The organism is Streptomyces sp. NPDC101178 (assembly GCF_044767965.1).
In the GTDB taxonomy this organism is placed as follows: domain Bacteria; phylum Actinomycetota; class Actinomycetes; order Streptomycetales; family Streptomycetaceae; genus Streptomyces.
The window spans coordinates 297,131-322,270 of record NZ_JBIWOZ010000003.1 but is presented as its reverse complement, the minus strand read 5'-3'; the positions used below and the strand labels follow the sequence as shown (position 1 = coordinate 322,270).

Annotated in this window: 25 protein-coding genes and 1 tRNA gene; 12 read left to right on the top strand and 14 right to left on the bottom strand. The window is 71.2% G+C overall.

Translation table 11 applies throughout. The features are described 5' to 3' along the window. Nucleotides 1–62 precede the first annotated feature (62 nt). The 6 genes from paaA (at nt 63) to ACIRR8_RS09955 (ending at nt 5,014) form a co-directional block, all read left to right on the top strand. Entirely contained in the window at nt 63–1,124 is a 1,062-nt protein-coding gene (gene paaA / locus ACIRR8_RS09980) for a 1,2-phenylacetyl-CoA epoxidase subunit PaaA (protein WP_404061428.1), read from the top strand. Continuing rightward, nucleotides 1,121–1,411, top strand: coding sequence for a 1,2-phenylacetyl-CoA epoxidase subunit PaaB (paaB, locus tag ACIRR8_RS09975; RefSeq protein WP_018513917.1), 291 nt, complete (start codon nt 1,121–1,123; stop codon nt 1,409–1,411). The genes paaA and paaB overlap by 4 nt, the downstream gene beginning before the upstream one ends. Then, the gene (paaC, locus tag ACIRR8_RS09970) at nt 1,408–2,205 is read left to right on the top strand and encodes a 1,2-phenylacetyl-CoA epoxidase subunit PaaC (RefSeq protein WP_404061425.1); all 798 of its coding nucleotides are present in this window, start codon (nt 1,408–1,410) and stop codon (nt 2,203–2,205) included. Before paaB ends, paaC begins: the two co-directional genes overlap by 4 nt. Next, a complete protein-coding gene (gene paaD / locus ACIRR8_RS09965; RefSeq protein WP_019762360.1) occupies nt 2,199–2,696 on the top strand; it encodes a 1,2-phenylacetyl-CoA epoxidase subunit PaaD in 498 nt (165 codons plus the stop codon). Before paaC ends, paaD begins: the two co-directional genes overlap by 7 nt. After that, nucleotides 2,697–3,755 (top strand): 2Fe-2S iron-sulfur cluster-binding protein, encoded by a 1,059-nt coding sequence (locus ACIRR8_RS09960; protein ID WP_404061422.1) that lies wholly within the window; start codon nt 2,697–2,699, stop codon nt 3,753–3,755. It abuts the gene before it with no gap. Nucleotides 3,756–3,865: 110 nt separating this feature from the next. After that, nucleotides 3,866–5,014, top strand: a complete 1,149-nt coding sequence (locus ACIRR8_RS09955) for an acyl-CoA dehydrogenase family protein (protein WP_404061419.1) — start codon at nt 3,866–3,868, stop codon at nt 5,012–5,014. 25 nt (nt 5,015–5,039) lie between these two features. Here ACIRR8_RS09955 and ACIRR8_RS09950 read toward each other — a convergent pair whose 3' ends face one another. The 4 genes from ACIRR8_RS09950 to ACIRR8_RS09935 all read right to left on the bottom strand — a co-directional run bounded on the left by ACIRR8_RS09950 (nt 5,040) and on the right by ACIRR8_RS09935 (nt 8,337). Continuing rightward, a complete protein-coding gene (locus ACIRR8_RS09950; protein WP_404061416.1) occupies nt 5,040–5,384 on the bottom strand; it encodes a rhodanese-like domain-containing protein in 345 nt (114 codons plus the stop codon). Nucleotides 5,385–5,430: 46 nt separating this feature from the next. Beyond that, nucleotides 5,431–6,330 carry a J domain-containing protein gene (locus ACIRR8_RS09945; RefSeq protein ID WP_404061413.1) on the bottom strand — a complete coding sequence of 300 codons (900 nt, stop codon included), beginning with the start codon at nt 6,328–6,330 and terminating at the stop codon, nt 5,431–5,433. Between the two features lie 92 nt (nt 6,331–6,422). Continuing rightward, nucleotides 6,423–7,892: a DUF2252 domain-containing protein gene (locus ACIRR8_RS09940; protein WP_404061411.1), complete on the bottom strand. Its 1,470-nt coding sequence runs from the start codon at nt 7,890–7,892 to the stop codon at nt 6,423–6,425. 91 nt (nt 7,893–7,983) lie between these two features. After that, nucleotides 7,984–8,337, bottom strand: a complete 354-nt coding sequence (locus ACIRR8_RS09935) for a winged helix-turn-helix transcriptional regulator (protein WP_404061408.1) — start codon at nt 8,335–8,337, stop codon at nt 7,984–7,986. Between the two features lie 135 nt (nt 8,338–8,472). Between ACIRR8_RS09935 and ACIRR8_RS09930 the strand changes: the two genes are divergently transcribed. After that, nucleotides 8,473–9,084 (top strand): FMN-dependent NADH-azoreductase, encoded by a 612-nt coding sequence (locus ACIRR8_RS09930; protein WP_404061405.1) that lies wholly within the window; start codon nt 8,473–8,475, stop codon nt 9,082–9,084. Nucleotides 9,085–9,300: 216 nt separating this feature from the next. Here the strand turns inward: ACIRR8_RS09930 and ACIRR8_RS09925 are convergent, their stop codons facing one another. After that, nucleotides 9,301–10,116 carry a ScbR family autoregulator-binding transcription factor gene (locus ACIRR8_RS09925; RefSeq protein ID WP_404061401.1) on the bottom strand — a complete coding sequence of 272 codons (816 nt, stop codon included), beginning with the start codon at nt 10,114–10,116 and terminating at the stop codon, nt 9,301–9,303. Between the two features lie 267 nt (nt 10,117–10,383). After that, entirely contained in the window at nt 10,384–11,757 is a 1,374-nt protein-coding gene (locus ACIRR8_RS09920) for a hypothetical protein (protein WP_404061398.1), read from the bottom strand. 74 nt (nt 11,758–11,831) lie between these two features. Between ACIRR8_RS09920 and ACIRR8_RS09915 the strand changes: the two genes are divergently transcribed. Continuing rightward, complete coding sequence (locus ACIRR8_RS09915; protein WP_404061395.1) at nt 11,832–12,353, top strand: MaoC family dehydratase; 522 nt, start codon at nt 11,832–11,834, stop codon at nt 12,351–12,353. Here the strand turns inward: ACIRR8_RS09915 and ACIRR8_RS09910 are convergent. Genes ACIRR8_RS09910 through ACIRR8_RS09880 form a run of 7 tightly spaced genes read right to left on the bottom strand, consistent with a single transcriptional unit; the run spans nt 12,332 to nt 19,641 of the window. Beyond that, on the bottom strand, nt 12,332–13,348 hold the full coding sequence (locus ACIRR8_RS09910) for an ornithine cyclodeaminase family protein (RefSeq protein WP_404061392.1): 1,017 nt from the start codon (nt 13,346–13,348) through the stop codon (nt 12,332–12,334). The two genes, ACIRR8_RS09915 and ACIRR8_RS09910, sit on opposite strands and share 22 nt — an antisense overlap. Further along, nucleotides 13,345–14,406, bottom strand: coding sequence for a 4-hydroxy-2-oxovalerate aldolase (gene dmpG / locus ACIRR8_RS09905; RefSeq protein ID WP_404061389.1), 1,062 nt, complete (start codon nt 14,404–14,406; stop codon nt 13,345–13,347). Before dmpG ends, ACIRR8_RS09910 begins: the two co-directional genes overlap by 4 nt. Further along, nucleotides 14,403–15,332 (bottom strand): acetaldehyde dehydrogenase (acetylating), encoded by a 930-nt coding sequence (locus ACIRR8_RS09900; protein ID WP_404061386.1) that lies wholly within the window; start codon nt 15,330–15,332, stop codon nt 14,403–14,405. Before ACIRR8_RS09900 ends, dmpG begins: the two co-directional genes overlap by 4 nt. Next, nucleotides 15,319–16,224 carry an HpcH/HpaI aldolase/citrate lyase family protein gene (locus ACIRR8_RS09895; protein WP_404061383.1) on the bottom strand — a complete coding sequence of 302 codons (906 nt, stop codon included), beginning with the start codon at nt 16,222–16,224 and terminating at the stop codon, nt 15,319–15,321. The genes ACIRR8_RS09900 and ACIRR8_RS09895 overlap by 14 nt, the downstream gene beginning before the upstream one ends. After that, complete coding sequence (locus ACIRR8_RS09890) at nt 16,221–17,501, bottom strand: aminotransferase class I/II-fold pyridoxal phosphate-dependent enzyme (protein ID WP_404061379.1); 1,281 nt, start codon at nt 17,499–17,501, stop codon at nt 16,221–16,223. The genes ACIRR8_RS09895 and ACIRR8_RS09890 overlap by 4 nt, the downstream gene beginning before the upstream one ends. Next, a complete protein-coding gene (locus tag ACIRR8_RS09885) occupies nt 17,498–18,364 on the bottom strand; it encodes a cupin-like domain-containing protein (RefSeq protein ID WP_404061376.1) in 867 nt (288 codons plus the stop codon). Before ACIRR8_RS09885 ends, ACIRR8_RS09890 begins: the two co-directional genes overlap by 4 nt. A 20-nt stretch (nt 18,365–18,384) precedes the next feature. After that, nucleotides 18,385–19,641 (bottom strand): MFS transporter, encoded by a 1,257-nt coding sequence (locus ACIRR8_RS09880; protein ID WP_404061373.1) that lies wholly within the window; start codon nt 19,639–19,641, stop codon nt 18,385–18,387. A 457-nt stretch (nt 19,642–20,098) separates the two neighbouring features. Here ACIRR8_RS09880 and ACIRR8_RS09875 point away from each other — a divergent pair, with 457 nt between their 5' ends. Beyond that, entirely contained in the window at nt 20,099–21,571 is a 1,473-nt protein-coding gene (locus tag ACIRR8_RS09875) for an aminopeptidase P family protein (protein WP_404062544.1), read from the top strand. A gap of 193 nt (nt 21,572–21,764) precedes the next feature. Here the strand turns inward: ACIRR8_RS09875 and ACIRR8_RS09870 are convergent. Continuing rightward, nucleotides 21,765–21,847, bottom strand: a tRNA-Leu gene (locus tag ACIRR8_RS09870). Nucleotides 21,848–22,165: 318 nt separating this feature from the next. On the opposite strand from ACIRR8_RS09870, the gene ACIRR8_RS09865 reads away from it, so the two are divergent. The 3 genes from ACIRR8_RS09865 (at nt 22,166) to ACIRR8_RS09855 (ending at nt 25,124) form a co-directional block, all read left to right on the top strand. Continuing rightward, nucleotides 22,166–23,014 carry an FhaA domain-containing protein gene (locus ACIRR8_RS09865; protein ID WP_404061370.1) on the top strand — a complete coding sequence of 283 codons (849 nt, stop codon included), beginning with the start codon at nt 22,166–22,168 and terminating at the stop codon, nt 23,012–23,014. Nucleotides 23,015–23,024: 10 nt separating this feature from the next. Further along, the gene (locus ACIRR8_RS09860; RefSeq protein ID WP_030701387.1) at nt 23,025–23,540 is read left to right on the top strand and encodes an FHA domain-containing protein; all 516 of its coding nucleotides are present in this window, start codon (nt 23,025–23,027) and stop codon (nt 23,538–23,540) included. 135 nt (nt 23,541–23,675) lie between these two features. Beyond that, nucleotides 23,676–25,124, top strand: coding sequence for a Stp1/IreP family PP2C-type Ser/Thr phosphatase (locus tag ACIRR8_RS09855; RefSeq protein ID WP_404061366.1), 1,449 nt, complete (start codon nt 23,676–23,678; stop codon nt 25,122–25,124). The last annotated feature ends 16 nt before the right edge of the window (nt 25,125–25,140 follow it).

The following is a 25,140-nucleotide window of genomic DNA, read 5'->3' as shown; positions in this document are numbered from 1 at the left end:
ACGGGCCTCCGACCGACCATTGAAGTCAATGAACCGAACGATCGGTCGGTAGGGAGCCCGGGATGGCGGCAGTGACTGCGGACCAGAAGACGCAGAGCACCTCAGGCACGGCGAAAGCGGCAGGAAGGGCGCCCGGCACGGCCGAGGACCCGGCGGACGCGGCACGTCTCGCGGTCTTCGACGCGGCGGTGGCCGCCGACGAGCGCATCGAGCCGCGCGACTGGATGCCCGAGGCCTATCGCGCCACGCTGGTCCGCCAGATGGCCCAGCACGCCCACTCGGAAATCATCGGCATGCAGCCCGAGGCCAACTGGATCACCCGCGCACCCTCGCTGCGCCGCAAGGCGATCCTGATGGCCAAGGTCCAGGACGAGGCCGGACACGGCCTGTATCTCTACAGCGCGGCCGAGACGCTGGGCACCAGCCGCGAGGAGCTGCTCGACAAGCTCCACGCCGGCCGCCAGCGCTATTCGTCGATCTTCAACTACCCGACCCTGACCTGGGCCGACGTCGGCGCGATCGGCTGGCTGGTGGACGGCGCGGCCATCACCAACCAGGTGCCGCTCTGCCGCTGCTCCTACGGCCCGTACGCCCGCGCGATGGTCCGCATCTGCAAGGAGGAGTCCTTCCACCAGCGCCAGGGGTACGAGCTGCTTCTCGCCCTCAGCCGCGGCACCGACGCCCAGCACGCGATGGCGCAGGACGCGGTGGACCGCTGGTGGTGGCCGTCGCTGATGATGTTCGGCCCGCCGGACGACGCCTCGGCCCACTCCGAGCAGTCGATGGCCTGGAAGATCAAGCGGCATTCCAACGACGAGCTGCGGCAGCGCTTCGTGGACATCTGCGTGCCGCAGGCGCAGGCGCTGGGCCTGGCCCTGCCGGACCCGGACATCCGGTGGAACGAGGAGCGCGGACAGCACGACTTCGGCGCGATCGACTGGACGGAGTTCCAGGAGGTCCTCAAGGGCAACGGCCCGTGCAACGAAGAGCGGATCACCCAGCGGCGCAGGGCCCACGAAGAGGGCGCCTGGGTCCGGGACGCGGCCGCGGCGTACGCCGCCAAGCACACCACCCCGTCCGCCCGGACGGCACAGCCCGCACAGCACGTGGAGGAGACGGCATGAGCAGCTCGACCGACTGGCCGCTGTGGGAGGTGTTCGTGCGCTCGCGGCGCGGGCTCTCCCACACCCACGCGGGCAGCCTCCACGCGCCCGACGCCGAGATGGCCCTGCGCAACGCGCGCGATCTCTACACCCGCCGCTCCGAAGGCGTCTCGATCTGGGTCGTCCCGTCCACGGAGATCACCGCCTCCTCGCCCGACGAGAAGGACTCCTTCTTCGAGCCGGCCGGCGACAAGCCCTACCGCCACCCGACCTTCTACGAGATCCCGGACGGGGTGAAGCACCTGTGAGCGCCGCCCTCGCCCTCGGCGACGACGCGCTGGTGCTCTCGCACCGGCTGGGGGAGTGGGCGGGCCACGCCCCCGTCCTGGAGGAGGAGGTGGCGCTCGCCAACATCGCCCTGGACCTGCTGGGCCAGGCGCGGGTGCTGCTCTCGCTCGTCGGTGACGAGGACGAGCTGGCCTATCTCCGCGAGGAGCGGGCCTTCCGCAACCTCCAGCTGGTCGAGCAGCCCAACGGGGACTTCGCCCACACCATCGCCCGCCAGCTCTACTTCTCGGTCTACCAGCACCTGTTGTACGAGCGGCTGGCGGCCGGGGACGGCGCGTTCGCGGACCTGGCGGCGAAGGCCGTCAAGGAGGTCGCCTACCACCGGGACCACGCCGAGCAGTGGGTCCTGCGGCTCGGCGACGGCACCGCAGAGAGCCATGAGCGGATGCAGGCGGGCCTGGAGGCGCTGTGGCGCTTCACCGGTGAGATGTTCCAGCCGGTGGAGGGCCTGGACACCACGGGCGCTGCGGACACCGCCCGCACGGTCGGCGCTGCGGACACCGCCGGCACGGCCGGTGCTACGGGCACGGCCGGCGCCACCGGCTCCGGCGTCGACCGGCAGGAGCTGGAGAGCGCCTGGCTCTCCGCCGTCACCTCCACCGTGGAGCGGGCCACGCTGACGCTGCCGGCCGGGCCGCGCACCGGGGCCTGGGCGGCGGGTGCGGGGCGGCAGGGCCTGCACACCGAGCCGTTCGGCCGGATGCTCGCCGAGATGCAGCACCTGCACCGCAGCCATCCGGGGGCGTCATGGTGACCGACACCCCGCTGGAGGCCGAGCTGCGCTCCCTCGCCGGCTCCGTCCCCGACCCCGAGCTTCCGGTGCTGACCCTGGCCGAGCTGGGTGTCCTGCGCGGCGTGGACGTGGAGGGCCCGGGACGGGTGACCGTGCGGCTCACCCCGACGTACACCGGCTGCCCGGCGATCGAGGCCATGTCCGCCGACATCGAGCGGGTGCTCCACGAGAACGGCGTGCCCGAGGTCTCCGTGGTCACGGTGCTCGCACCGGCCTGGTCGACCGACGACATCAGCGCCGAGGGCCGCCGCAAGCTCGCCGAGTTCGGCATAGCGCCGCCGCGCGCCCACAGCGCCGACGGCGGCCCGGTGCCGCTGACGCTCTCGGTGCGCTGCCCGCACTGCGGCTCCACGGAGACGGAGCTGCTCAGCCGGTTCTCCTCCACGGCGTGCAAGGCCCTGCGCCGCTGCGTCGCCTGCCGCGAACCGTTCGACCACTTCAAGGAGTTGTAGATGTTCCATCCGCTCCGGGTCAGCGCGATCGAACGGATCACGGACGATGCGGTGGCCGTGACCTTCGCCGTGCCGGCCGAGCTGCGCGAGACCTTCCGCCACCAGCCGGGCCAGCATCTGAACGTGCGCTACAGCGTGGACGGCAAGGAGATCCGCCGTTCGTACTCGATCTGCGCACCGGCCACCGAGCAGCCCGCCGATCCCGTGGTCCGGGTCGGCATCCGCGGGGTCGAGGGCGGCGCGTTCTCCACCTACGCCCTGAAGGAGCTGTCCGTAGGGGACCAGGTGGAGGCCATGCCTCCGATGGGCCGCTTCGTGCTGGAGCCGCGTCCTGGTCTCTTCGCGGCGGTGGTCGGCGGCAGCGGGATCACGCCGGTGCTGTCGATGGCGGCCACGCTGCTGGCGCGGGAGGAGAAGGCGCGGTTCTGTCTGATCCGCAGCGACCGCACGGCGGCCTCCACGATGTTCCTGGACGAGGTGGCCGACCTCAAGGACCGCTATCCGGACCGCTTCCAGCTGATCACGGCCCTGTCGCGGGAGGAGCAGTCGGCCGGGCTGCCCTCCGGCCGCCTGGACACCCAGCGGCTCACCGCGCTGCTTCCGGCGGTGCTGCCGGTGGCGGAGGTGGACGGCTGGTTCCTGTGCGGGCCGCTCGGTCTCGTACGCGGCGCGGAGAAGGCGCTGCGCGGGCTGGACGTCGACCGGACCCGGATCCACCAGGAGATCTTCCACGTCGACGACGGCCCGTCCGATGTCACGGTCGTCAAGGTCGCCGCCCCCTCCGACGCCACGCTGACGGCCACCCTGCACGGCCGCTCCGGCAGCTGGCCCGTCCAGGACGCGGAGTCGCTGCTTGAGACGGTCTTGCGGCGCCGCTCGGACGCTCCGTACGCCTGCAAGGGCGGGGTGTGCGGGACCTGCCGGGCGTTCCTCGTCTCGGGCGAGGTACGGATGGAGCGGAACTTCGCGCTGGAGCCGGAGGAGACGGACGCCGGCTTCGTGCTGGCCTGCCAGTCGCATCCGCTCACCCCGGAGGTGGAGCTGGACTTCGACCGCTGACCCGACGCGCCGCCCCCGCCCTTGGCCCCCGCTTCCACTTGCCTTCCCTTCTCCTAGAACCTGTTCTATCTTGACGGCCCGTCAGGGAGCGCCAACGGGAGGCCGGGACAGTGGACTTCACCTTCACCGAGGAACAGCAGGCAGCCGTGGAGGCGGCCCGGGCGGTCTTCTCCGGGGTCACGCCCGACAGCGTGCCCAGCCCGGCCCTGACTCCGGGCGCCGTGGCCGATGACATCGACCGGCGGCTCTGGGGTGAGCTGGCGGGGTCGGATCTGCTCGGACTGACGCTCGCCGAGGAGTACGGCGGCGCCGGGCTCGACCCGGTCGCGCTCTGCCTGGTCCTGCGGGAGTCGGCCAAGATCCTGGCCCGGGTCCCGCTGCTGGAGAGCTGCGCGGTCGCGATGGCCGTCGAGCGGTACGGGGAGAGCGCCCTCGCCGCCGAGCTGCTGCCCCGGGCCGCGCGCGGCGAGCTGGTCCTGACCGCCGCGGCCAACGGACGCACCGGCCACGACCCGGCCGAACGCGCCGTCACCGTACGGCCGGAGGGTTCCGCGGCCGCCCCTTCCGGCTGGGTGCTGGACGGCGTGCAGTCGGCGGTCCCCTGGGCGCAGGCGGCCGACCGGATCGCCGTCCCCGCCCACACCGGCGACGGCCGGTCCGTCCTGGCGCTCGTGGACCCCGCCCGCGCGGGCGTCACCCTCGCGGACCAGGTCTCCACCAGCGGCGAACGGCTGGCGGAGGTTCGGCTCGACTCCGTACGCGTGGCGGCGCACGAGCTGGTCGACGCGCCCGGGGCGTGGGAGTGGCTGCGGAACCTGCTCACCACGGGGACCTGCGCGCTGGCGCTCGGTCTGGGCGAGCGGGTGCTCGCGATGACGGCCGAATACACCGGGAAGCGCGAGCAGTTCGGGTTTCCCGTCGCCACGTTCCAGGCGGTGGCGGTGCAGGCCGCCGACCGGTACATCGACCTGCGGGCCATGGAGGTGACGCTCTGGCAGGCCGCCTGGCGGATCTCCACCGGCGCCGGCGGCCCGCTGCCCGCCGAGGGTGACATCGCCGTGGCGAAGATCTGGGCCTCGGACGGGGTGCGCCGCATCGTGCAGACCGCACAGCACCTGCACGGCGGCTTCGGCGCGGACACCGACTACCCGCTGCACCGCTTCCACGCCTGGGCGAAGCAGATCGAGCTCTCCCTGGGCCCGGCGGCCGCCCACGAGGAGGTACTGGGCGACCTGCTGGCCGCCCATCCGCTGTCCTGACGCGGAGAGCAGCCCGCAGACAAGATCAGAGGACGAAGGCCGAGGCCCCGTTGTCCGTGACCATCGGGCGCCCGGCCCCGTCCCAGGCGAGCATGCCGCCGTCGATGTTCACCGCGTCGATCCCCTGCTGGACCAGGTACTGCGTGACCTGAGCGGACCGGCCGCCGACCCGGCACATCACATGGACGCGCCGGCCGTCCTCCGCGGCCTCCGTCAGCTCACCGAACCGGCCCACGAAGTCACTCATCGGAATGTGCAGCGCACCCTCGACATGACCGGCCGCCCACTCGTCGTTCTCGCGGACGTCCAGAACCAGGCCGTCCGACGGCACCGCAGCGACGTCCACCGAGGGCAGCGGGGCGAAATTCATGGGTCATGCCTTCTCTCGTACGTACGTGGCCGCGTCACCCGGAACGCTACTGCACCATCTCCGCGAGCTCGGCCTCCCGCCGGGACACCTCGCCGAGCAGCTGCTCCCCGATGTCCTCCAGCAGCTGGTCCGGGTCGTCCGGGGCCATCTTGAGCATCGAGCCGATCGCACTCTCCTCCAGCTCGGCCGCGAGGACCGTGAGCAGCTCCTTGCGCCTGCTGAGCCACTCAAGGCGGGCGTAGAGCTCCTCGCTCTCGCTCAGCGGCGTGGGCGGCTCGGCCGGGCCCGCCGCCCACTCCGCCGCCAGCTCCTTGAGCAGTTCGACGTCACCGCGCCCGTACGCGGCGTTGACGCGGGTGATGAACTCGTCCCGGCGCTCCCGCTCCGGCTCGTTCTGGGCCAGGTCCGGGTGGGCCTTGCGGGCCAGCTCGCGGTAGAGCTTGCGGGCCTCCTCGCTCGGCCGGACCCGCTTCGGCGGCCGTACCGGCTGCTCGGTGAGCATGGCGGACGCCTCGGGGGAGAGGCCGTCGGAGTCCATCCAGTCGTGGAAGAGCTCGTCGACACCGGGCATCGGCATGACGATGTCCCGCGCCTCCTTGGCCTTGCGCAGGTCCTCGGGGTCACCGGACTTCGCGGCCCGCGCCTCGGCGATCTGCGCGTCCAGCTCGTCGAGGCGGGCGTACATCGGGCCGAGCTTCTGGTGGTGCAGCCGGGAGAAGTTCTCGACCTCCACCCGGAAGGTCTCCACCGCGATCTCGAACTCGATCAGCGCCTGCTCGGCCACCTGCACGGCCTTGGCCAACCGCGCCTCGGGGCGCGGCGCGGCGTCCTGCGGTTCACCGGCGTCCTGGGCTTGCGGTGCGGGCTGCGGCTCGGCGGGCCGGTCGTCGTCCTGCCGGTCATCATCGTTCCGGGTGGGAGGCACCCCGGCTGCTTCGTGGGTCACCCGTCCAGCGTATGGCCCCCGCCGCACACCCCGTACCGCACGGTCCCGGCCCCGCGCGCCCGGCCGTCCTCGGACACCACGACCCGCCGTCCTCAGACACCGCGCTCGGCGGCCATCCGACCCGTCTTGATCGCCCGCTCCAGCTCCGCGTGGTCCGCCTCCGTACGGTCGGCGTAGGCCACCGCGAAGTCGGCGATCGCCGCGTCGAGTTCGTCGTTCTTGCCGCAGTAGCCGGCGAGCAGCCGGGGGTCGGCGCTGTGGGAGTGGGCGCGGGCGAGCAGGGCTCCGGTCATCCGGCCGTAGTCGTCGACCTGTTCGACGGTGAGCGCGGCCGGGTCCACGCTGCCCTTGCGGTTGCGGAACTGGCGTACCTGGTAAGGCCTGCCGTCCACCTCCGTCCAGCCGAGCAGGATGTCGCTGACGACCTGCATCCGCTTCTGGCCGATCACCACCCGGCGGCCCTCGTGATCCTCCTGCGGCGCGTCGAAGCCGACGGCCGGCAGGTAGGGCGCCAGCACCGACCGCCGTGCCTCCTTCACCTGGAGGACCAGCGGCTCCCCGCGGTGGTCCAGCAGCAGGACGACGTACGAACGGGTGCCGACGCTGCCGGTGCCGACCACCCGGAACGCCACGTCGTGGATCGTGTACCGCGCCAGCAGCGGCATCCGGTCCTCGGCGACCGTGGACAGATAGCCGCCGAGCCCGGCCGCCACCGCCGCGGCCTCCGCGTCCGGCACCCGGCGCAGCACCGGCAGCGCGTCGACGAAGCGCCGGCCGCCGTCGAGGCAGTCCTCCGTGGAGCGTGCGGCGAACCGGGCGCTGGTGTTCCTGCGGGCCTTGTCCGAGACCTTCTCCAGCGTGCCGACCAGGTCGCGGGCGTCGGTGTGCGAGACGAGCTCCTCGTCCGCGATGGCGTTCCAGGCGTCGAGCGCGGACAGCCGGGCCAGCAGCCGCATCGTGCGGCGGTAGGCGCCGACGGTGTCGTACGCGCCCTTACGGCAGGTGTCCTCGTCCGCGCCGACGGCCCGGCCCGCCAGGACCAGCGAGGCGGCGAGCCGCTTGAGGTCCCACTCCCAGGGGCCGAAGACGGTCTCGTCGAAGTCGTTGAGGTCGATGACCAGGTTGCCCCGGGCGTCGCCGTAGAGGCCGAAGTTGGCCGCGTGGGCGTCACCGCAGAGCTGCGCGCCCACACCGGTGACCGGGGTGCCCATCAGGTCGTGGGCCATAAGCCCGGCCGAGCCGCGCAGAAAGGCGAAGGGGGAGGCGGCCATCCGGCCCACCCGGATCGGCGTGAGCCCCGGGACCCGGCCCCGGTTGGACTCCTCGACGGCCCGCACGGCGTCGGGCCGGCCCGAGGGCAGGACCAGCGACGCGTGCGCGGAGCGCGGTACCCGGCCGCGCAGCGCCTTGCCCACGGCTCTCGGTGATCCGGCCTCTCCGCGCCGCGCGAACCCGGCCACGTCCGGAATACGGGCCTCCGCCCCCGGGACCCGCGTTTCCGGAGCCGGCCCTCCGCCGACGCCCGCGCCCTCGTCCACGCCCACACCTGCGATGCCGCCCATGGTGCGTCGCCTCCCCCGCCTCGTCAGCTCTCCGACCGCCACGAACCGTACCGCCGTTCCCCCACGGCCGTCAGTACCGGTCGGCGGGCGCTCAGCAGCCGGTGCCGGGTTCCGGTTCCGCGAGGTAAGTGTCCGCCCACTGCCCGAGCTCCTTGAGCGCCGGTTCCATCGCGGCGCCGGCTTCGGTGAGGCGGTACGCGACGCGCAGCGGCGGCCCCTCGTCGACCTCGCGGATCACCAGGCCGGCCGCTCCGAGTTCGGCCAGCCGGTCCGAGAGCATGCGCTCGCTGATCCCGGGGATGGCGCGGCGCAGCTCCGCGAAGTGCACCGGCCGCTGCAGCAGCACCGAGACGATCGGCCCGGTCCAGCGCTTGCCGAAGAGCTCGAAAACACGGCTGATGCCCACGTCGACCCGCCGACAGCTCTGCTCACCGTGGTCTGCCATACCCCTAGAGTACTGCGCCACCGTAGGGCACTTATGAAAAGTAAGGGACTATGCTAAAAGTAGTTACGTACGGAAAGGAGCGACGTGCGGACATCCGCCGCCGCCCCACCCCCTTCGCTCTCTGTGGAGATCCCCATGGCCACGCTGCTGCACCTCGACTCCGCCGTCCTTCCCCAGGGCTCCGCGTCCCGCGACGTCACCGCCGCCTTCGTCGCGGCCTGGCTCGACCAGAACCCGGACGGCACCGTCGTCCACCGCGATCTCGCCGCCGACCCGGTGCCCCACCTGGCCGCGGCGGCGGTGGTCGCGGGCGCCGACGATCCGCTGCGCCGGGAGCTGGCAGAGGAGCTGGCGGCGGCGGACGCGGTCCTGATCGGCGCTCCGATGTACAACTTCACGATCCCGTCGACCCTCAAGGCCTGGCTGGACCAGGTGATCATCGTCGGGCACAACGCGGGACCGGACTCCCCCATCGCCGGGACCCCGGTCACCGTCGTCGCCAGCCGCGGCGGCTCGTACGCTCCGGGCACCCCGCGCGAGGACTTCGAGTTTGTCCAGAATTACTTGGAGAAGCTGCTCACGAGCATGTTCTCCGTCGAGGTGGACTTCATCGTTCCGGAGCTGACCCTCGCCCATTCGCAGCCGTCGATGGCCGAGCTGATCCCGCTCGCCGAGGCTTCGCGCGCCAGGGCGTTCGAGGAGGCCCGGCAGAAGGCCAAGGCCCTCGCAGCCCGCCTCGCCGCCTGACCCGGCGAAAAGCCCGACCCAGCGAAAAGCCTGACCCGGCGAGAAGACCAGGGCCGGTGAAAAGACCAGGGCCGCGGAACTCGATCGAGTTCCGCGGCCCTGCGCTGTCGTTCATCCGGTCATCGACCTTGTTCACCAACCGGATGTTTCACGTGAAACGTTCCGGTGTTGATCAACCGGACGTTTCACGTGAAACACAGCACGGCACGTCCGCGCTCAGATCCGTCCGCCGACCGAGGCCCCCGCAGGCTCATCGGCACCTTCGCCCCCGGGCTGCTCCCGCGTACCGCCACCGGCCTCCTCGCCACCACGCGTGGCGCTCCCGCCGCTCCGGCCGGCCGGAGCGGCGCCACGGGCCGCCTCCGCCGCCGCGGCGATCTCCTGGGCCTCCCGCTCGGCCTCCTCGGCCTTCTCCCGCGCCTGCGCCGCGAGGTCCACGCGACCCTCGGGCTTGATGTGCGCGATGACCCCGGGGTGAGCGATCGACGGAAGGATGTGGCGCCACATCTCGGCCACCTGCTCGCGCAGATCGGCGCGGCCGGTGTCGGCTTCCGATATCAGCTGGATACCGGTGAACGACGCCACGATGATCTTGGCCGACACCATCGGATCGACATGCGGCAGCACCTCGCCCCGCTCCTTGCCGAGCTCCAGCATCCCGGCCGTCGCGTTGATCCAGTCGCCCCACGGGTGCGGCCCGCCGAGGAAGACGCCTTCGATGGAGAGACGCGTCCCGGCGCGCGCCATCGAGTTGTGGCGCAGGGCGTAGGCGAACTGCTGACCACCGTCCACCAGCGACTGGAGCGGCGATCCCTCCTGGGCGAAGTCGACCGTGGAGGTCTGCTCGTCCATGATCGCCTGGGCGATGGCCTCCTTGGACGCGAAGTGGAAGTACAACGCCCCCTTGGTCACGTTGGCGCGGCGGAGGATCTCCGAGATGGCGGCACGCTCGTAGCCGTAGTCGTCGAAGACACTCGCCGCGGCATCCACGATCGACCGCCACGTCTGCACCGCGCGAGCCTGCTTCGCCATTCCTGCCTCCGGGACGTTCTGTGCGCTCAGCCCTTCACTGCCGAGCGGCCGTCGATCCAGCCTGTGCAGCCAGCGTATGCATGTATGCCACCTCATAGACCGTCGGGCTGTCCGGAAACCGCTCCGGCGACCGCCCCGGAGAGCCCCGCCGCCCGCCTGGGCCACCGCCGGGCCCCTCCCGACCGCCCTGCCTGTTTACCCCACCACTCCAGCGCCGACACAGCCGACGGACCAGCCAGAATCCGGCTCCGGCTCTCGGCCATCCGCTCAGACGGCGACCACGCAGTTGTCGGAGCTGTGGGTGCCGAGGACCGTGACGACCCCGGACGTGCCGTCGCCGAAGAAGCGGGCGAGGATGCCCGCCGGACGGCCGCCGAAGAGGAGCGGGCCGAGGACCGGAGCGATGTCGGCCTCATGGGTCTCGTCCGCCCCGTCGGCGGCCAGCGAGAGACGGCAGGTGCGCGGGGAGACGAAGTCCTGGACGACGCTGGTGCCGCTCCGGGCGGCCGATACCACCGCCTCCTCCCACGCCGCCGGATCCGTCTCGCGCCCGATGGCGACCTGCTTGCCGCTCATCCCGATGCCCGCCTTCAGCACCAGCGTCTCCCGGTTCTCGACGGCATACGGAACGAGGTCCAGCTTGCGGTCGCCCCGGTGCGTGAACCGGTGCGACAGCACCCGCGTCCACGGCAGGTACCGGTCGACCAGGGCCTGCTCGGCGGCGCTCATCCACGGGCGGCCCTCCGACAGCAGGCCCAGCGTGAGCTTGCTGGAGAGGAAGGTGGAGGTCTGCGTGCCCACGAGCAGGCAGCCGTGGTCCAGCGCGTCCTGGACGGGCGCGGTGTCGATGCCGAGTTCGGCCCAGTCCGGGATGGTGAAGTCCCGCAGGCCCACGCCGTACCGCAGGTGCGGCGCGCAGTCCCAGGCCTCGTGGAGGTCCTCGGGCTCGAAGAAGCGCGCGGTCAGCCCCCGGCTCGCGAAGTACTCGGTCTGCACGTCGAAGTACCGGGTCGCGCCGCCCTGGTCGCGGGCGCTGCCCAGCACCGCCACGCGCGGTGCCACGTTCAGCTCGGCGCACAGGTCGTGGAACATCCTGGCGCGTACGGCGAAGGGGTGCTGGCTGCTGAACGGCAGCCGGCCCTGCCCGTCGGCGTACAGTTCGCGCCAGACCGCCAGCCGGGAGCGCACCTCCACCGGACCGCCGAGCGCCCCGCTGACGTTGAACTCCAGGAACTGCGGGCCGTTCGGGCCGATCACGATGTCGGGCCGCGTCACGCAGTCCGCGTACCGCTCCTCGGTGAGCTGGTCGGCCACGAAGAGCTGGTGCTCGCTCTCCGGCATGCCGTACGCCGCGAGCCGGCCCTCCGTCGTCGGCGCCGTCTCCAGCGCCGTACGCCGCACCAGGTCCAGCAGCGCCGCGGTCACCCGGAACAGCTCCGCGTACGCCGTGCGCGGGAGCGCGATCGGTGCGGCGGGCAGCAGCCGCTGGTACGGCCAGCCGGTGTCCCGTATCTCGTGGTCCAGCATCCGGCGGATCGTCGCCGGCGGGACGGGCGGCGGTGCGATGCGCCGGTCGCCGAACCACGGATGGCCCGACGCCGCCGGCGGACCGGCCTCCACGAGCGCGCTCTCCGGCTTCATCGTGAGCCTTTCGGTAGGGATGGCGTACGGTCGCACCGCACGGCAACTGCCTGTCGCAGGAGGGGGAACGGCACATGACGCTGCGCCGCGTCGGGGACAACGAGTACGTCGAGGAACACGGCGGGGACTACGAGGACTTCACGGACGGGATGCTGATCCGGCACTGGCCGGGCCGGACCATCACCGAGACCGACAACACCTGGCTGACCCTGCTCACCATGAACCAGCACCCGCTGCACTTCGACCGCGCCTACGGGGAGGGGGCGGAGTACGGGCGGGTCCTCGTCAACAGCGGGATCACCCTCTGCCTGGTCGGCGGCATGACCGTGCAGGCTCTCTCCGCGCGGGCGGTGGCCAACCTGGGCTGGGACAAGGTCCGCCTGAAGGACCCGGTGTACGTCGGCGACACGCTGTACGCCGAGAGCCGGATCCTCCACAAGCGGCTGTCCCGGTCCCGTCCGGGGCAGGGCATCGTCACGGTGGAGACGACGGGCAGGAAGTCGACCGGAGAGCCCGTCATCGTGTTCGAGCGCTCCTTCATGGTCCGCTGCCGCGAGGCGCGGGACGAGGCATCTCAACCGCCCACGGCCCCGTAGAGCGCCGCGGCGGCGGCCGTGTCCTCGATGGCCATGCCGACGCCGCGGAACACCGAGATCCGGCCGTCCATCGCGCCTTCCCGACCTTCCGCCGCGTCTCCCCGGCCTTCCGCCGCGCCTCCCCGGCCACCGGCGGCCGGCCCGGCGACCAGCGCGCCCAGTTCGACCAGCTGATGCTCACCGATCAGCCCGGCGGCGAGCGCGGCCCGCACCTCGGCGGCCTCCTCGACCGCCGCCGCGCGCTCCTCCACGACGACCAGCGCGTCCGCGAGCAGCTCCGGCGCGACCTCGATCGCGTGCTCGTCGGTGCCGCCGATCACGTTGACGTGCGCTCCGGGCGCCACCCACTCGGCCGCCACCAGCGGCACGGAGTCGCTGGTGGAAGTGGTCGTGCACACGATCTCGGCGCCCACCACGGCGTCCTTCGCCGTGCCGCACACCGTGACCTCCACCGCCGGGCCCGAGGTGTCCCTGACCCACCGGGCGAACTCCTCCGTACGGGCGGGGGTGCGGGAGAACACCCGCACCGAGCGGACCGGCCGCACCGCCGACACCGCCCGCACCAGGGCCCGCGCCTGCACCCCGGCGCCGATGACCGCGAGGTCACCGGCGTCCTCGGGCGCGCACAGCCGGGTCGCGAGAGCGGCGACCGCACCGGTGCGTACGGCGGTCAGTTCGGCGCCCTCCAGCAGCCCTGTGATCCGGCCGGTCTCCAGGTCCGTCAGGACCACCGTGCCGTGGATCAGCGGGAGGCCGCGGTCCGGGTTGTCCGGCGTGAGCGTGGTGATCTTGACGCTGCCCACTCCGCGCCGCTCCCAGACCGCCGTCGCCGCCAGCAGCTCCCGCCGCGGGCCGTGCTGGACGACGGTCCGCGACGGCGAGGAGGTCCGGCCGGCCGAGAGGTCGGCGAACGCCTCGGCCAGCGCCTCGACCACGGCGAGCAGACGCTCCTCACCGGCCATGTCCGCGGCGGAGATCATGCGTGGTTCCGTCATGCGATCCCACCGCTCTTGCCGTTCGCACCGTTCGCAGCTCTCCCGCCGCTCCCGCCGCTCCCGCGCGAGCTCAGCTCGGCGACGACGTCGACGATCAGGTCCTCCTGCCCGGCGATGGCCTGCCGCCTGCCGAGCTCGAAGAACACATCGCGCGGATCGACCCCGCCCCGGGCCGCGTGGTCGAGCACCTGATGCTTGAACCCGGAGAAGACCCCGGCCAGACCGCTGACGATGCTCAGCGAGCCGATGACCGGCGGTGCGGGCATCAGTTCCCGCTCCGCGAACTCGGCCGCGTCGAGCAGCGCGTACAGGTCGATCCCGGTGCGGAACCCGGTGCGCTCCAGAACCGGTACGAGGGCCTCCAGCTGCGTGTTGCCCGCTCCGGCGCCGAAGCCGCGTGCGCAGCCGTCGATGATCGTGGCGCCCGCGTTGGCGGCGGCCACCGAGTTGGCGACTGCCATGCCGAGGTTGTTGTGCCCGTGGAAGATGACGGGCACGTCGACCGCCCCGGCGATCGCGCCGATCCGCTCGGTGACGTCCTCGGGCAGGAAGTGGCCGGCGGAGTCCATGATCCCGACGGCCTGCGCTCCGTACCCCACCGCGTCCGCCGCGTGCCCGGCCAGCTCGGCGGGGGTGGCCATGTGGCTCATCATCAGCACGCAGTGGGCCTCGGCGCCCTCCGCGCGCAGGAATTCCAGGTGGCGTTCGGCCAGCGACGTCTCCGTGCAGTGCACACCGATACGGAGGATGTCCGCGCCGTGCCCGACCGCCTTGCGCAGGTCGGCGGAGGTGCCCCAGCCGGGCAGCATGAAGACGCCCATCCGGCTGGTGGTCAGCGCCTCCCGTACGGTCGACAGCATCGCGTCGTCGCTCACCGCCGCCCGCCCGACCTGGAGCGAGGAGGCGCCGAGGCCGTTGCCGTGGCCCACCTCCACCACGGGGATCCCGGCGGCGTTCGCGGCGCGCGCGTAGCCGCCGATCGCGGCGGCGCCGAGCTGGTGCCGGACCGCGTGCTGGCCGTCGCGCAGCGTCGGGTCGTAGATCGTCACGGCGTTCATCGGCCCGCCCTCGTCCGGGCGGCCGGGAAGAGCCGAGCCGCGTGCTGCTCGGCGACCATGATGGCCGCCGCGTTGATGATGTCCAGGTTCCCGGCGTACGGCGGCAGCACATCGCTGTCCGCCACCACCTCCACGGAGACGGTGATCCGGTCGCCGCTCACCGTGCACGCGACGACCTCGTAGCCGGGCTGGACGGAGCGGACCCGGTCGGCCGCCTCGGCGACCACGGCCCGTACCGCCTCGGCGCCGGCTCCCGGGGCGATCGCGTGCACGGCCGTCCGGAACGGCGCCGGGGGGACGGCGGGGCTGATGTTGAGGACCGCCTTGGTGTCGCGTACGCCGGAGAAGGCGGTGACGGCGTGGGCGGTCGTCGCCACGTACTCGTCCAGGTTCAGCCGGGTCGCGCGGCCCGCGATGGTCGAGGCCACGGTGGAGACGACCTCGATGTACTCCACGGCGAACCGGTCGGCGAGCGCGTGCGCGATCGGGACCGACGCCTGCCCGCCGCAGCTGATCAGGTTGACGTTGCGCACCGCCGGCGGCTGCATGCCGGTGACGGTGGGGACCACCATCTGTCCGACCTTGCTCGGCGTCATGTCGATCACCAGCGGGCCCAGCGGTTCGAGCAGCCGCCAGTGCTCGACGTGCGCCATGGCGCTGGTGGCGTCGAGGACGATGTCGACCGCGGGCGAGGCGGCGAGGACCGCGTCGATGCCGTCCGCCGACGTGGGACAGCCGAGCTCGGCGGCGTGCCGGAGTCCGGCGGAACCGGGGTTGCGTCCCGCCACCAGGACGCACTCCAGGAGCTCGGAGCGGAGCACCTTGCCGACCAGGTCGCGGCCGATCGCGCCGGTGCCGATCACGGCGACGGACGCACGGCGTGCGGTCCCGGGCGGAACGCCGGTGAGGTCGTCAACGACGCTCATGGGCCGCCTCCTCACCGTCGCGCCGGGCGCCTGGGGCGCGGTCGCCGAAACGTTCCTCCCACGCCTCGCCCGACGCCACCGTCGTCCGGGCCAGGCGGGCGAACGGCGGGCCGACCATGTTCCCGTCCAGCAGCGCGATCCCGTCGCCTGCCGCCCGTACGGCCTCCACGACCCGGCGGGCCTGGCGCAGCCGCTCCGGATCGGGCCGCAGGGCGCTGTTGATCGCGGCCAGTTCGGCCGGGTGCACGGTCGCCTTGCCGTGGAAGCCGAGCTCCTGGACGCGGGCGATCTCCTCGGACAGCGCACCGGGCTCGGCGAGCCGGTAGTTGGCGGTGTCGATACAGGCCGCGCCGTGCCGGGCGCAGGCCATGGCCATCGACTGGCGGGCCGGGAGCATGTTCGCCCAGCCGATCTCGACGCCCAGGGTGGCGGCCAGGTCAGCCGAGCCGAGGACCAGCCCGTCGGCGGCCTCCGCGATCGCGTCGACAGCGGCGACGGCGGCCGGCGTCTCCAGGGTCACGTAGATCTGCGGCCGCAGGCCGGCCGAGGCGAGGGTGTCCCGCATCAGGGCCACCTCGACGGCGGAGTCGACCATGGTCATCAGCACGAAGCCGGGCGCGACCGCGCACTCGGTGAGCATCACCAGGTCGTGCACCGCCTCCATGGTGCCCAGTTCGTTGACCCGCACGGCGATGTTCCCCGGCGCCGGGGACCTCTCCAGCGCCGCACGGCACACCTTCCGCGCGGCCTCCTTCTCCGGTTGCGGAACCGAGTCCTCCAGGTCGATGAGGTGGAGGTCCGCGTCGTACGTCCAGGCCTTGACGACCCGGTCCAGCGAGAGCGCCGGTGTGTACAGGACGCTGCGCGGAACAGCTCTGGCGGCGCCCGTCACCGGTCCGCCCCGTCCGTGAGCGGTACGGCGGCCTGCGCGCCCACCTCGACCAGGACCTTGCCCAGGTCGCGGATCTGCCGCTCGGTCTGGCCCGAGCGCATCATGACCCGCAGCCCCGCCGTACCGCGCGCGACGATCGGGAAGAAGACCGGGGACACGTAGAAACCGGCCTCGATGACGCGGCGGCCCGCCTCGATCACGGTCTCGTCGCTCATCGGCACCAGCCGGATCGGGAAGGTGCTGCCGGCCTGGTCGGTGTGGACCAGCGAATCGAAGAGCGCGATGTTTCCGTAGAGCTGGTTCTGGCGCGTGGTCAGTTCGGCGGTCCGGTGGATCTCCGCCGAGGCGAGCCCGGCGCCGACCGAGGCGGTGTCCAGGAGCTGGGAGTAGTTCAGGGCGCCGCCGAACCGCTCGATGACGCGCAGCGTCTCCTTGGACTGCCCGTCGAGGACGACCGCCGCGCCGCTGGTGCCGAACGCCTTGTTGAGGGTGACCACCGTGATGGTGCGCTCGTCCCGGACCGGGTTGTGCGTACGGACGTAGCCGATGCCCCGCTCGCCGTACGCCGACAGCGAGTGCGAGTCGTCGTAGTAGACGAGCAGGCCGTACCGGTCCTGGAGCGCGGAGAGTTCCTTCACCGGCGCGTAGCCGCCCAGGCTGTCACTGCCGTCCAGGACGTAGGCGACCCGCTCGTACTTCTTGCACATGTCCTCGATGAAGTCGAGGTCGTGGTGGCGGGAGGTGACGACCTCGGTCTCGTCCGCGCAGACCGGCTTGACGTTGGCCATCGACACATGCGCGTTCTTGTCGAAGATCATCAACGGCCTTACGCCGTTGCCCAGATGGCCGGAGGCGATGAGCGGGAGCAGACCGAAGGTCGCGGTGCTGGCGGCGATGGAGGCGACGACCTGGCCCCCGAAGAGTTCGCCGAGCGAGGTCTCCAGCTCCTGCATGGCGGGTATCTGGACCCGGCTGCGGGCGATGCAGTGGTCGAGCACGCCGTAGCGGCGCAGCGCGGCGATGCCGCCTTCGATCACATCGGGGTGCGAGTCGAGATCCAGGTACGAACAGCAGCTGAAGTTGACGAACTCATGGCCGTCGGGGATGAACTCGTGGCCCTCGGTGGCCCGCAGGAGGCCTGTCCCGGCGTCGTAGTCGGCGACGATCCCGGCCAGGCCGTGCCGCTCCGACAGGTCCCAGAACGCGTTGCCGATGCCGATCAGCTTGTCGTTGTTGCGGTACCGGTGGGCGGGGGTGATGCTCTGGCGCTCGGTCATGAGGTGGTACCCGCCGGTTCGTAGTTGTAGACGCCCTTGAGCTTCCGGTAGACCGCGGTGTAGATCGCCACGCCGAGCACGTAGGGGCGGCGGAAGATCTTCGGGTCGCGCAGCCAGAAGTTCATGTTGATGTTCATCTCGTCCAGCGACTCGGCCTGGTGCCACCAGCCGAGCGGGAGATAGAGCATCTCGCCGGGCTCCAGGACCAGTTCGCGGCGCTGGACGAGCTTGGCGGCGAGCTTCGGATAGCGCGCCCAGTCCACGTCGTCGAAGTCGAAGACCTGCGACTTGTCGCCGAACCCGTGCCGCAGGGACCTCGGGTAGTACTCCCAGAAGCCCGGCGGAGCCAGGACGAACCGCTTGCGGCCCTCCAGGCAGATGTTGAAGTTCTCCAGCTCGTCGAAGTGACTCTGGGTGAAAACGCCCTGGTGGCTGATCCACAGGTTCGCGGCGTTCATGGGGCCGCGGTAGTCGAAGAGCTTCCCGGCGTCGAAGCCGAGGATCGCGTTGACGTCGGCCGGGCTGTTGCGGAAGTTCGAGACGATGCGATTCCAGGTACCGGGATCGTCCATGTACCGGCCGTCCTCGAAGAACTCGCGGAGTTGGATCTCCTTGGTGGTCCACCGCTCCGAGTTCTGCTTGTCGCCCGGCTCGGTGAACAGGGTGACCATCATGTCGCCGAGGCGCTCCGCGACACCGTCGCGGCCCAGCCCCTGGGTGCCTTTCGGCAGGGTGATGACCACGGGCACATCGGCTCGGATGAGAGCCTCGCGCCCGAAGGCCATGAATTCGTCGAAGGATATCCGGGGGACCGGTAGGCCCCCGATTCCGTCCCGACCGGACACGGAATGCGATGTGTTCATCATTCTGCCCTCGCTTTTGTTCACTGTTCCGCCGCTGTCAATTCAGGATTCACCGCCGAGACCGGCCTCCCCTTCCGCAGCACCGGCTGTCCGACGAGGCTGACCACCAGGGCGACCAGCCCGCCGACGGCTCCCGCCCAGGCGGCGTGCGCCGAGGTGCCCTGCTCGCCCAGGTGTCCGCCGACGGCGATGCCCGACGCGATACCGAGGGCGCCGCAGCTGTTGAGCCAGGAGAACGCCTCGGACAGGGAGCCCTTGGGGGCCACCGATTCGAGGAGGGTGCTCCCGGCGATCAGGGCCGGCGAGATCGCGATGCCCGCGAGGACCGCGCAGAAGGCCATCACCGGGAAGGTGTCCGCGAAGGCCAGCGGAATCGCGCTGAGCGTCAGCACACAGGAGGTGACCACGAGCAGCGCGGACTGCGGCACCCGCCAGTCGACGGCGCCGTACGCCAGTCCGGCGACGAGGCTGCCGACCGCGATCAGCGCCAGCAGCACACCGCCCAGTCCGGGCTCCGACCGCTCCTGCGCGAACGCGATCATCGAGACGTCGACCGCGCCGAACAGGAATCCCATGCCCGCGTAGGCCGCCATCAGCACCCAGACGCCCGGCACCGCGATCGCCCGCTGCGGGCTGCCGCCCGGCTCGCGGGCGCGCATCGGCTCGGAGCTCCGGTGCAGCGCCACCACGATCGATCCGGTCACGGTCAGGACCGCGCAGGCGATCAGTCCGCCGGCCGGGAAGGCCGCCGGGCTCAACACCGTGACCAGCAGCGGCCCCAGGAGGAAGATCGTGTCGTCGAGGATCGACTCCATGGCGTACGCGGTACGCAGCGAACCCTGGTCGACGAATGCCGCCCAGCGCGCCCGCATGAAGCCGGTGAACGACACCGAGGTGCATCCGGTGACGAGGGCCGCCGCGATCATCGCCCAGAGCGGAAGCTCCAGGCCGATCGCCGTCAACAGCAGTGCCATCCCGACGGCATGGCCCGCACAGGTGGTCAGCAGGACCTTGCGCTGGCTGTGCCGGTCGGCGAGACGTCCCAGGAACGGCGCCGCCACACCTTGGGAGATGAGCATGGCCGCAGCCACCACGCCGGCCTCGCCCAGCGATCCGGTGACCGCCGAGATCAGCATCAGACAGCCGATGGAACGCATGGCGATCGGAAAGCGTCCGACCATGCCCCAGAAAGCCAGCGTGCCCGCGCCGGGTGATCTCAGCAGTCGCAGATAGGAACCGAGCCCGGAATTCGACGACGGCGCACTCTCGGACACCATTCTCCTGTCGGCGCAGAAACGAATGAATCGAATAGCCTCGTGATCCCGAGGTCGGAAAAACCCGGCCAACCGCACGTTCGGAAACCTTTGTGCCGTGTGTGCCGGCGATCCGAACTGCTTTGCCACGCTCCCCATGTGGCGGATCGTCATGCTATGCAGGTCACCACGGGGTGTCAATAGCTCGAATGCCGACGAAAAAGCTACCGACCAGGCAGTTCACCTCCGCCGATGACCGTACGGAGTCCCGTACGAGAATCCGCTCGGCGCGCCGCCCGACGACCGGCTCGCCGTCGGCCAAAGTGCCTCACTCGGCATGATCCGAATATTCCGGGCGGAGTAATATTCGTGCTTTCCCATACGATGACGGCAGACCGTATGTGCCGGAGCCAGTCATGAGCGGCAATCAGGAGGCAGCGTGACCGAGGTCAAGGTCGAGATCCAGGAGACCGACCAGGAGATCGGCCGGCAAGCCCTCACCCCGGAGACCCCGGTGGACGAGGAGAGCGAAGCCACGAAACAGCGGAAGAACGGTCTGGACCGGGGCGTGAGCGACGAGCTCGCCGCGAACATGAAGGGCGGCTGGGCGGACACCGAGCGGCATGACCTGCTGCCCATCCCCCAGGCCGGGCACACCGCCCGCCGCCGCGACGGCCTCTCCGCCCGCTTCCCGGGCGAGCGGCTGGTGATCCCTGCGGGCAATCTGAAGGTCCGCGCCAACGACACCTTTTACCGGTTCCGCCCGTCGTCCGACTACACGTATCTGACGGGCGACCAGACCGAGGACGCCGTACTGGTCCTGGAGCCAGCGGCGGACGGCGGCCACGAGGCGACCGCGTACCTGCTGCCCCGGTCCGACCGGGAGAACGGCGAGTTCTGGCTCTCCGGCCAGGGCGAGCTGTGGGACGGCCGGCGCAACAGCCTCACCGAGAACGAGCGGCTCCTCGGCCTGCCCTGCCAGGACGTCCGGGCGCTCGCCGAAGCGCTCGGGGCGGGCACCGGACCGGTCCGCCTGCTGCGCGGCTACGACGCGGGCATCGAGGAGGCCCTCTCCGACAAGGTCACCGCGGAGCGGGACGAGGAGTTCCGCGTCTTCCTCTCCGAAATGCGCCGGATCAAGGACGCGTTCGAGATCGCCGACCTCCGCTTCGCCTGCGAGGCCACCGCCCGCGGCTTCGAGGACGTCGTCCGCTCGCTCGACCGGGCGCAGGAGACGTCGGAGCGGTACATCGAAGGCACGTTCTTCCTCCGCGCGCGGGTGGAGGGCAACGACGTCGGCTACAGCACGATCGCCGCCGCGGGACCGCACGCCACCACCATCCACTGGGTCCGCAACGACGGCGCGGTCCGCGACGGCGAACTGCTGCTGCTCGACGCCGGCGTCGAGACCCGCAACCTCTACACCGCCGACGTGACCCGCACCCTGCCGGTCAACGGCCGGTTCACACCGCTCCAGCGCAAGATCTACGACGCGGTGTACGAGGCCCAGTCGGCCGGCATCGCGGCGGTGAGGCCGGGCGCCCCGTACCGCGACTTCCACCGGGCCGCACAGCGCGTGCTGGCCACCAGGCTCGTCGAGTGGGGCCTGTTCGACGACGGCCTGGACGTGGAGAAGGTCCTGGAGCTCGGCCTGCAGCGCCGCTGGACCATGCACGGCACCGGCCACATGCTCGGCCTGGACGTGCACGACTGCGCCGCGGCCCGGACCGAGAGTTACGTCGAGGGCCCCCTGGAGCCGGGCATGTGCCTGACCGTGGAGCCGGGCCTCTACTTCCAGGAGGACGACCTGACGGTGCCGGAGGAGTACCGGGGCATCGGCGTACGCATCGAGGACGACATCCTCGTCACCGAGGACGGCAACGAGAACCTCTCGGCCGGCCTGCCCCGGGAGGCCGACGAGATCGAGGCATGGATGGCCCGCCTCAAGGCGTGATCACCGGTGGTGCCGCTCCGGCGTCGGGGCGGCACCACCGCGAGGCACTTCACCGTGAGACGTGAGGACAAACACGGTTCGCCCCACCACGAGGACACAACAGACACGAGGGCACAACAGAACGGTCGGCACCGTGATCACGATGCCGACCGTTCGTCGTTGCCCGCAGGACACTTCTCGGTGTCCTACTTTGTGCGCGAGGGGGGATTTGAACCCCCACGTCCCTAAGGACACTGGCACCTGAAGCCAGCGCGTCTGCCGTTCCGCCACTCGCGCAAGAGTGGTGTTTCCAGACCCTCTCCCACCTGTGTGGTGCGAGCGCCTGGCGACATCCCGAAGATTAGCACGGTGAACAGGGTGGATTCACATCCGTTGTTTCACCGGCCCCGGGACGGGAAACGGGAACGCGGAGCCGCCGCCCCCACTCCTTCAGAGAGCATCCCGTGTGCGGGACACTGTGAGGAGGCCACCTCTACGATCCGTGTGAGGGGTGACACTCATCCACAGGGCAGAGAAGGGGAACCAGCCGATTTCCCGACGCGTGGATACGATCAGTAAGCAGTACAGGGACGATGACACCGGAGGAGGTGCCCCATGGGGGTCATGAAGCGTTTCGAGCAGCGCCTCGAAGGGCTGGTCAACGGCACCTTCGCCAAGGTCTTCAAGTCCGAGGTGCAGCCGGTCGAGATCGCCGGCGCGCTCCAGCGGGAGTGCGACAACAACGCGACGATCTGGAACCGCGAGCGGACCGTCGTCCCCAACGACTTCATCGTCGAGCTCAGCACACCCGACTACGAGCGGCTCAGCCCGTACTCGGGCCAGCTGGGCGACGAGCTGTCGGGCCTGGTGCGCGACTACGCCAAGCAGCAGCGCTACACGTTCATGGGGCCGATCAAGGTCCACCTGGAGAAGGCCGACGACCTCGACACCGGTCTCTACCGGGTGCGCAGCCGCACCCTGGCGTCGAGTTCGTCACAGCAGGACCCGTCCGACCAGCACCAGCGGCCCGCCCCCGGGCGGTCCGCCGCCCCGCAGGCCCCCGGTGGCTACGGCTACCCGCCGGCCGCCGCTCCGCCGATGCCCGCGGCCCCGCCGCCCGGCGGTGGACGGCCCACGGGCGACCGGCGCCCGCCGGCCGGGCCCGGCGCGCTGCCGGACGCCCAGGTGCGGCGCTGGATCGAGATCAACGGCACACGCCATCAGATTTCCCGCCCGACGTTGGTGATGGGACGATCCACCGACGCCGACGTGCGGATCGACGACCCCGGCGTATCGCGCCGGCACTGTGAGATCCGGACCGGAACGCCCTCGACGATCCAGGATCTCGGGTCCACCAACGGCATCGTGGTGGACGGGCAGCACACCACCCGCGCTACGCTCCGCGACGGCTCGCGGATCGTCGTGGGCAGCACCACCATCGTTTACCGGCAAGCCGAAGGGTGAAGCGGGGGCAATGTCAGAGCTGACCCTGACGGTCATGCGGCTAGGTTTCCTGGCTGTTCTGTGGCTGTTCGTGATCGTGGCCGTCCAGGTCATCCGCAGCGACCTGTTCGGAACGCGCGTCACGCAGCGCGGCTCACGCCGCACTGCCGCCGACGCGCGCCCGCAGCAGGGCCGCCAACAACAAGCGGCGCCGCCCCAGCAGCGCCAGCAGCCCGGGCGCCAGCGCCGCGGGGCACCCACGAAGCTGGTCGTGTCCGAAGGCACCCTCACGGGCACCACGGTCGCGCTCCAGGGCCAGACCATCACGCTGGGCCGGGCCCACGATTCGACGATCGTGCTGGACGACGACTACGCGTCCAGCAGACATGCCAGGATCTACCCCGACCGGGACGGCCAGTGGATCGTGGAGGATCTCGGGTCCACCAACGGCACGTATCTGGAACGGACCCGGCTCACCACCCCGACGCCTGTTCCGCTGGGCGCGCCGATCCGTATCGGCAAGACCGTCATCGAGCTGCGGAAGTAGTACGACAATGAGCGAGCGGAGCGAGCGAGCCGCGGCGGCCCGGACGACGGACGCGGCCCGGTTCCCGACCGGAGGGTGGGCAGTGTGGCTCGAGACAGGCTGTACCCCGACGGAGCGTCGACCGGGCAGGTGCGCATGAGTCTGTCCCTGCGCTTCGCCGCCGGATCGCACAAAGGCATGATCCGGGAGGGGAACGAGGACTCCGGCTACGCCGGCCCGCGTCTCCTCGCCATCGCCGACGGCATGGGCGGTCAGGCGGCCGGTGAGGTCGCCAGCTCCGAGGTGATCTCCACGCTCGTCCAGCTCGACGACGACGTCCCGGGCTCGGACATCCTGACCTCGCTGGCCACGGCGGTGCAGCAGGCCAACGACCAGCTGCGCGTCATGGTCGAGGAGGACCCGCAGCTGGAGGGCATGGGCACCACGCTCACCGCCCTCCTCTGGACCGGCCAGCGGCTCGGCCTGGTGCACGTCGGCGACTCCCGCGCGTACCTGCTGCGCGACGGCGTGCTGACCCAGATCACCCAGGACCACACCTGGGTGCAGCGCCTGGTCGACGAGGGCCGCATCACCGAGGAAGAGGCCACCACCCACCCGCAACGCTCCCTGCTGATGCGGGCGCTGGGCAGCGGCGACCACGTCGAGCCGGACCTCTCCATCCGCGAGGTCCGCGCCGGCGACCGCTATCTGATCTGCTCCGACGGCCTCTCCGGCGTGGTCTCGCACCAGACCATGGAAGAGACCCTGGCCAGCTACCAGGGCCCGCAGGAGACCATCCAGGAGCTCATCCAGCTCGCTCTGCGCGGCGGCGGCCCCGACAACATCACCTGCATCGTGGCCGACGTCCTGGACGTCGACAACAACGACACCCTGGCCGGCCGCCTCAACGACACCCCGGTCGTCGTCGGAGCGGTCGCGGAGAACCAGGCGGTGCTGAACGACGGCGGGGCCATGCACACCCCGGCCGGCCGCGCGGCCGGTCTCGGCCGCCCGGTCCCGCCGCCCGCGGGCGGCTTCGGCCCGCCCGGCAGCGGTGACTCCGACTACGGCTCGATGCCGGACGGCTCGTACGACGCGTACGCCGACGACGACCTCGACAAGCCGCGCGGCGGCCGTAAGTGGCTCAAGCGGTCCTTCTTCACCGTGCTGGCGCTGGCCGTGATCGGCGGCGGCCTCTACGGCGGCTACCGCTGGACGCAGACCCAGTTCTACGTCGGCGCGCAGAACGAGAACGTGGCGCTGTTCCGCGGTATCAGCCAGGACCTCGCCTGGATCTCGCTCTCCGAGGTCGAGAAGAACCACCCCGAGATCGAGCTCAAGTACCTGCCGCCGTACCAGCGCAAGCAGGTCGAGGCCACGATCGCCGAGGGCAGCATCACCGACGCCCGCAAGAAGGTCGACGAACTCGCCGCCCAGGCATCCGCCTGCAAGAAGGACGCGCAGCGCCGCGCCGCCGAGGCCGAGGCCGAGACTTCCGCCACTCCCCCCACCACGGGGACCAAGCCGAACACCGCGACTCCCACTCCCGGCCCCAGCCTCTCGGAGGAAGAGAAGAAGCTGGTCCCGCAGTGCGGTAAGCAGTAAGCCGTAGGGGGCCTTC

What these genes read in the sequence shown, in the direction of transcription:
- ACIRR8_RS09900 (WP_404061386.1), bottom strand. Translation starts at nt 15,332, where the DNA reads ATGAGCGTCGTTGACGACCTCACCGGCGTTCCGCCCGGGACCGCACGC.
- paaB (WP_018513917.1), top strand. Translation starts at nt 1,121, where the DNA reads ATGAGCAGCTCGACCGACTGGCCGCTGTGGGAGGTGTTCGTGCGCTCG.
- ACIRR8_RS09950 (WP_404061416.1), bottom strand. Translation starts at nt 5,384, where the DNA reads ATGAATTTCGCCCCGCTGCCCTCGGTGGACGTCGCTGCGGTGCCGTCG.
- ACIRR8_RS09925 (WP_404061401.1), bottom strand. Translation starts at nt 10,116, where the DNA reads ATGGCGAAGCAGGCTCGCGCGGTGCAGACGTGGCGGTCGATCGTGGAT.
- paaD (WP_019762360.1), top strand. Translation starts at nt 2,199, where the DNA reads ATGGTGACCGACACCCCGCTGGAGGCCGAGCTGCGCTCCCTCGCCGGC.
- ACIRR8_RS09910 (WP_404061392.1), bottom strand. Translation starts at nt 13,348, where the DNA reads ATGACGGAACCACGCATGATCTCCGCCGCGGACATGGCCGGTGAGGAG.
- ACIRR8_RS09860 (WP_030701387.1), top strand. Translation starts at nt 23,025, where the DNA reads ATGTCAGAGCTGACCCTGACGGTCATGCGGCTAGGTTTCCTGGCTGTT.
- ACIRR8_RS09930 (WP_404061405.1), top strand. Translation starts at nt 8,473, where the DNA reads ATGGCCACGCTGCTGCACCTCGACTCCGCCGTCCTTCCCCAGGGCTCC.
- ACIRR8_RS09880 (WP_404061373.1), bottom strand. Translation starts at nt 19,641, where the DNA reads ATGGTGTCCGAGAGTGCGCCGTCGTCGAATTCCGGGCTCGGTTCCTAT.
- ACIRR8_RS09865 (WP_404061370.1), top strand. Translation starts at nt 22,166, where the DNA reads ATGGGGGTCATGAAGCGTTTCGAGCAGCGCCTCGAAGGGCTGGTCAAC.
- ACIRR8_RS09935 (WP_404061408.1), bottom strand. Translation starts at nt 8,337, where the DNA reads ATGGCAGACCACGGTGAGCAGAGCTGTCGGCGGGTCGACGTGGGCATC.
- ACIRR8_RS09885 (WP_404061376.1), bottom strand. Translation starts at nt 18,364, where the DNA reads ATGAACACATCGCATTCCGTGTCCGGTCGGGACGGAATCGGGGGCCTA.
- ACIRR8_RS09960 (WP_404061422.1), top strand. Translation starts at nt 2,697, where the DNA reads ATGTTCCATCCGCTCCGGGTCAGCGCGATCGAACGGATCACGGACGAT.
- ACIRR8_RS09855 (WP_404061366.1), top strand. Translation starts at nt 23,676, where the DNA reads ATGAGTCTGTCCCTGCGCTTCGCCGCCGGATCGCACAAAGGCATGATC.
- ACIRR8_RS09890 (WP_404061379.1), bottom strand. Translation starts at nt 17,501, where the DNA reads ATGACCGAGCGCCAGAGCATCACCCCCGCCCACCGGTACCGCAACAAC.
- dmpG (WP_404061389.1), bottom strand. Translation starts at nt 14,406, where the DNA reads ATGAACGCCGTGACGATCTACGACCCGACGCTGCGCGACGGCCAGCAC.
- paaA (WP_404061428.1), top strand. Translation starts at nt 63, where the DNA reads ATGGCGGCAGTGACTGCGGACCAGAAGACGCAGAGCACCTCAGGCACG.
- ACIRR8_RS09940 (WP_404061411.1), bottom strand. Translation starts at nt 7,892, where the DNA reads ATGGGCGGCATCGCAGGTGTGGGCGTGGACGAGGGCGCGGGCGTCGGC.
- ACIRR8_RS09915 (WP_404061395.1), top strand. Translation starts at nt 11,832, where the DNA reads ATGACGCTGCGCCGCGTCGGGGACAACGAGTACGTCGAGGAACACGGC.
- ACIRR8_RS09920 (WP_404061398.1), bottom strand. Translation starts at nt 11,757, where the DNA reads ATGAAGCCGGAGAGCGCGCTCGTGGAGGCCGGTCCGCCGGCGGCGTCG.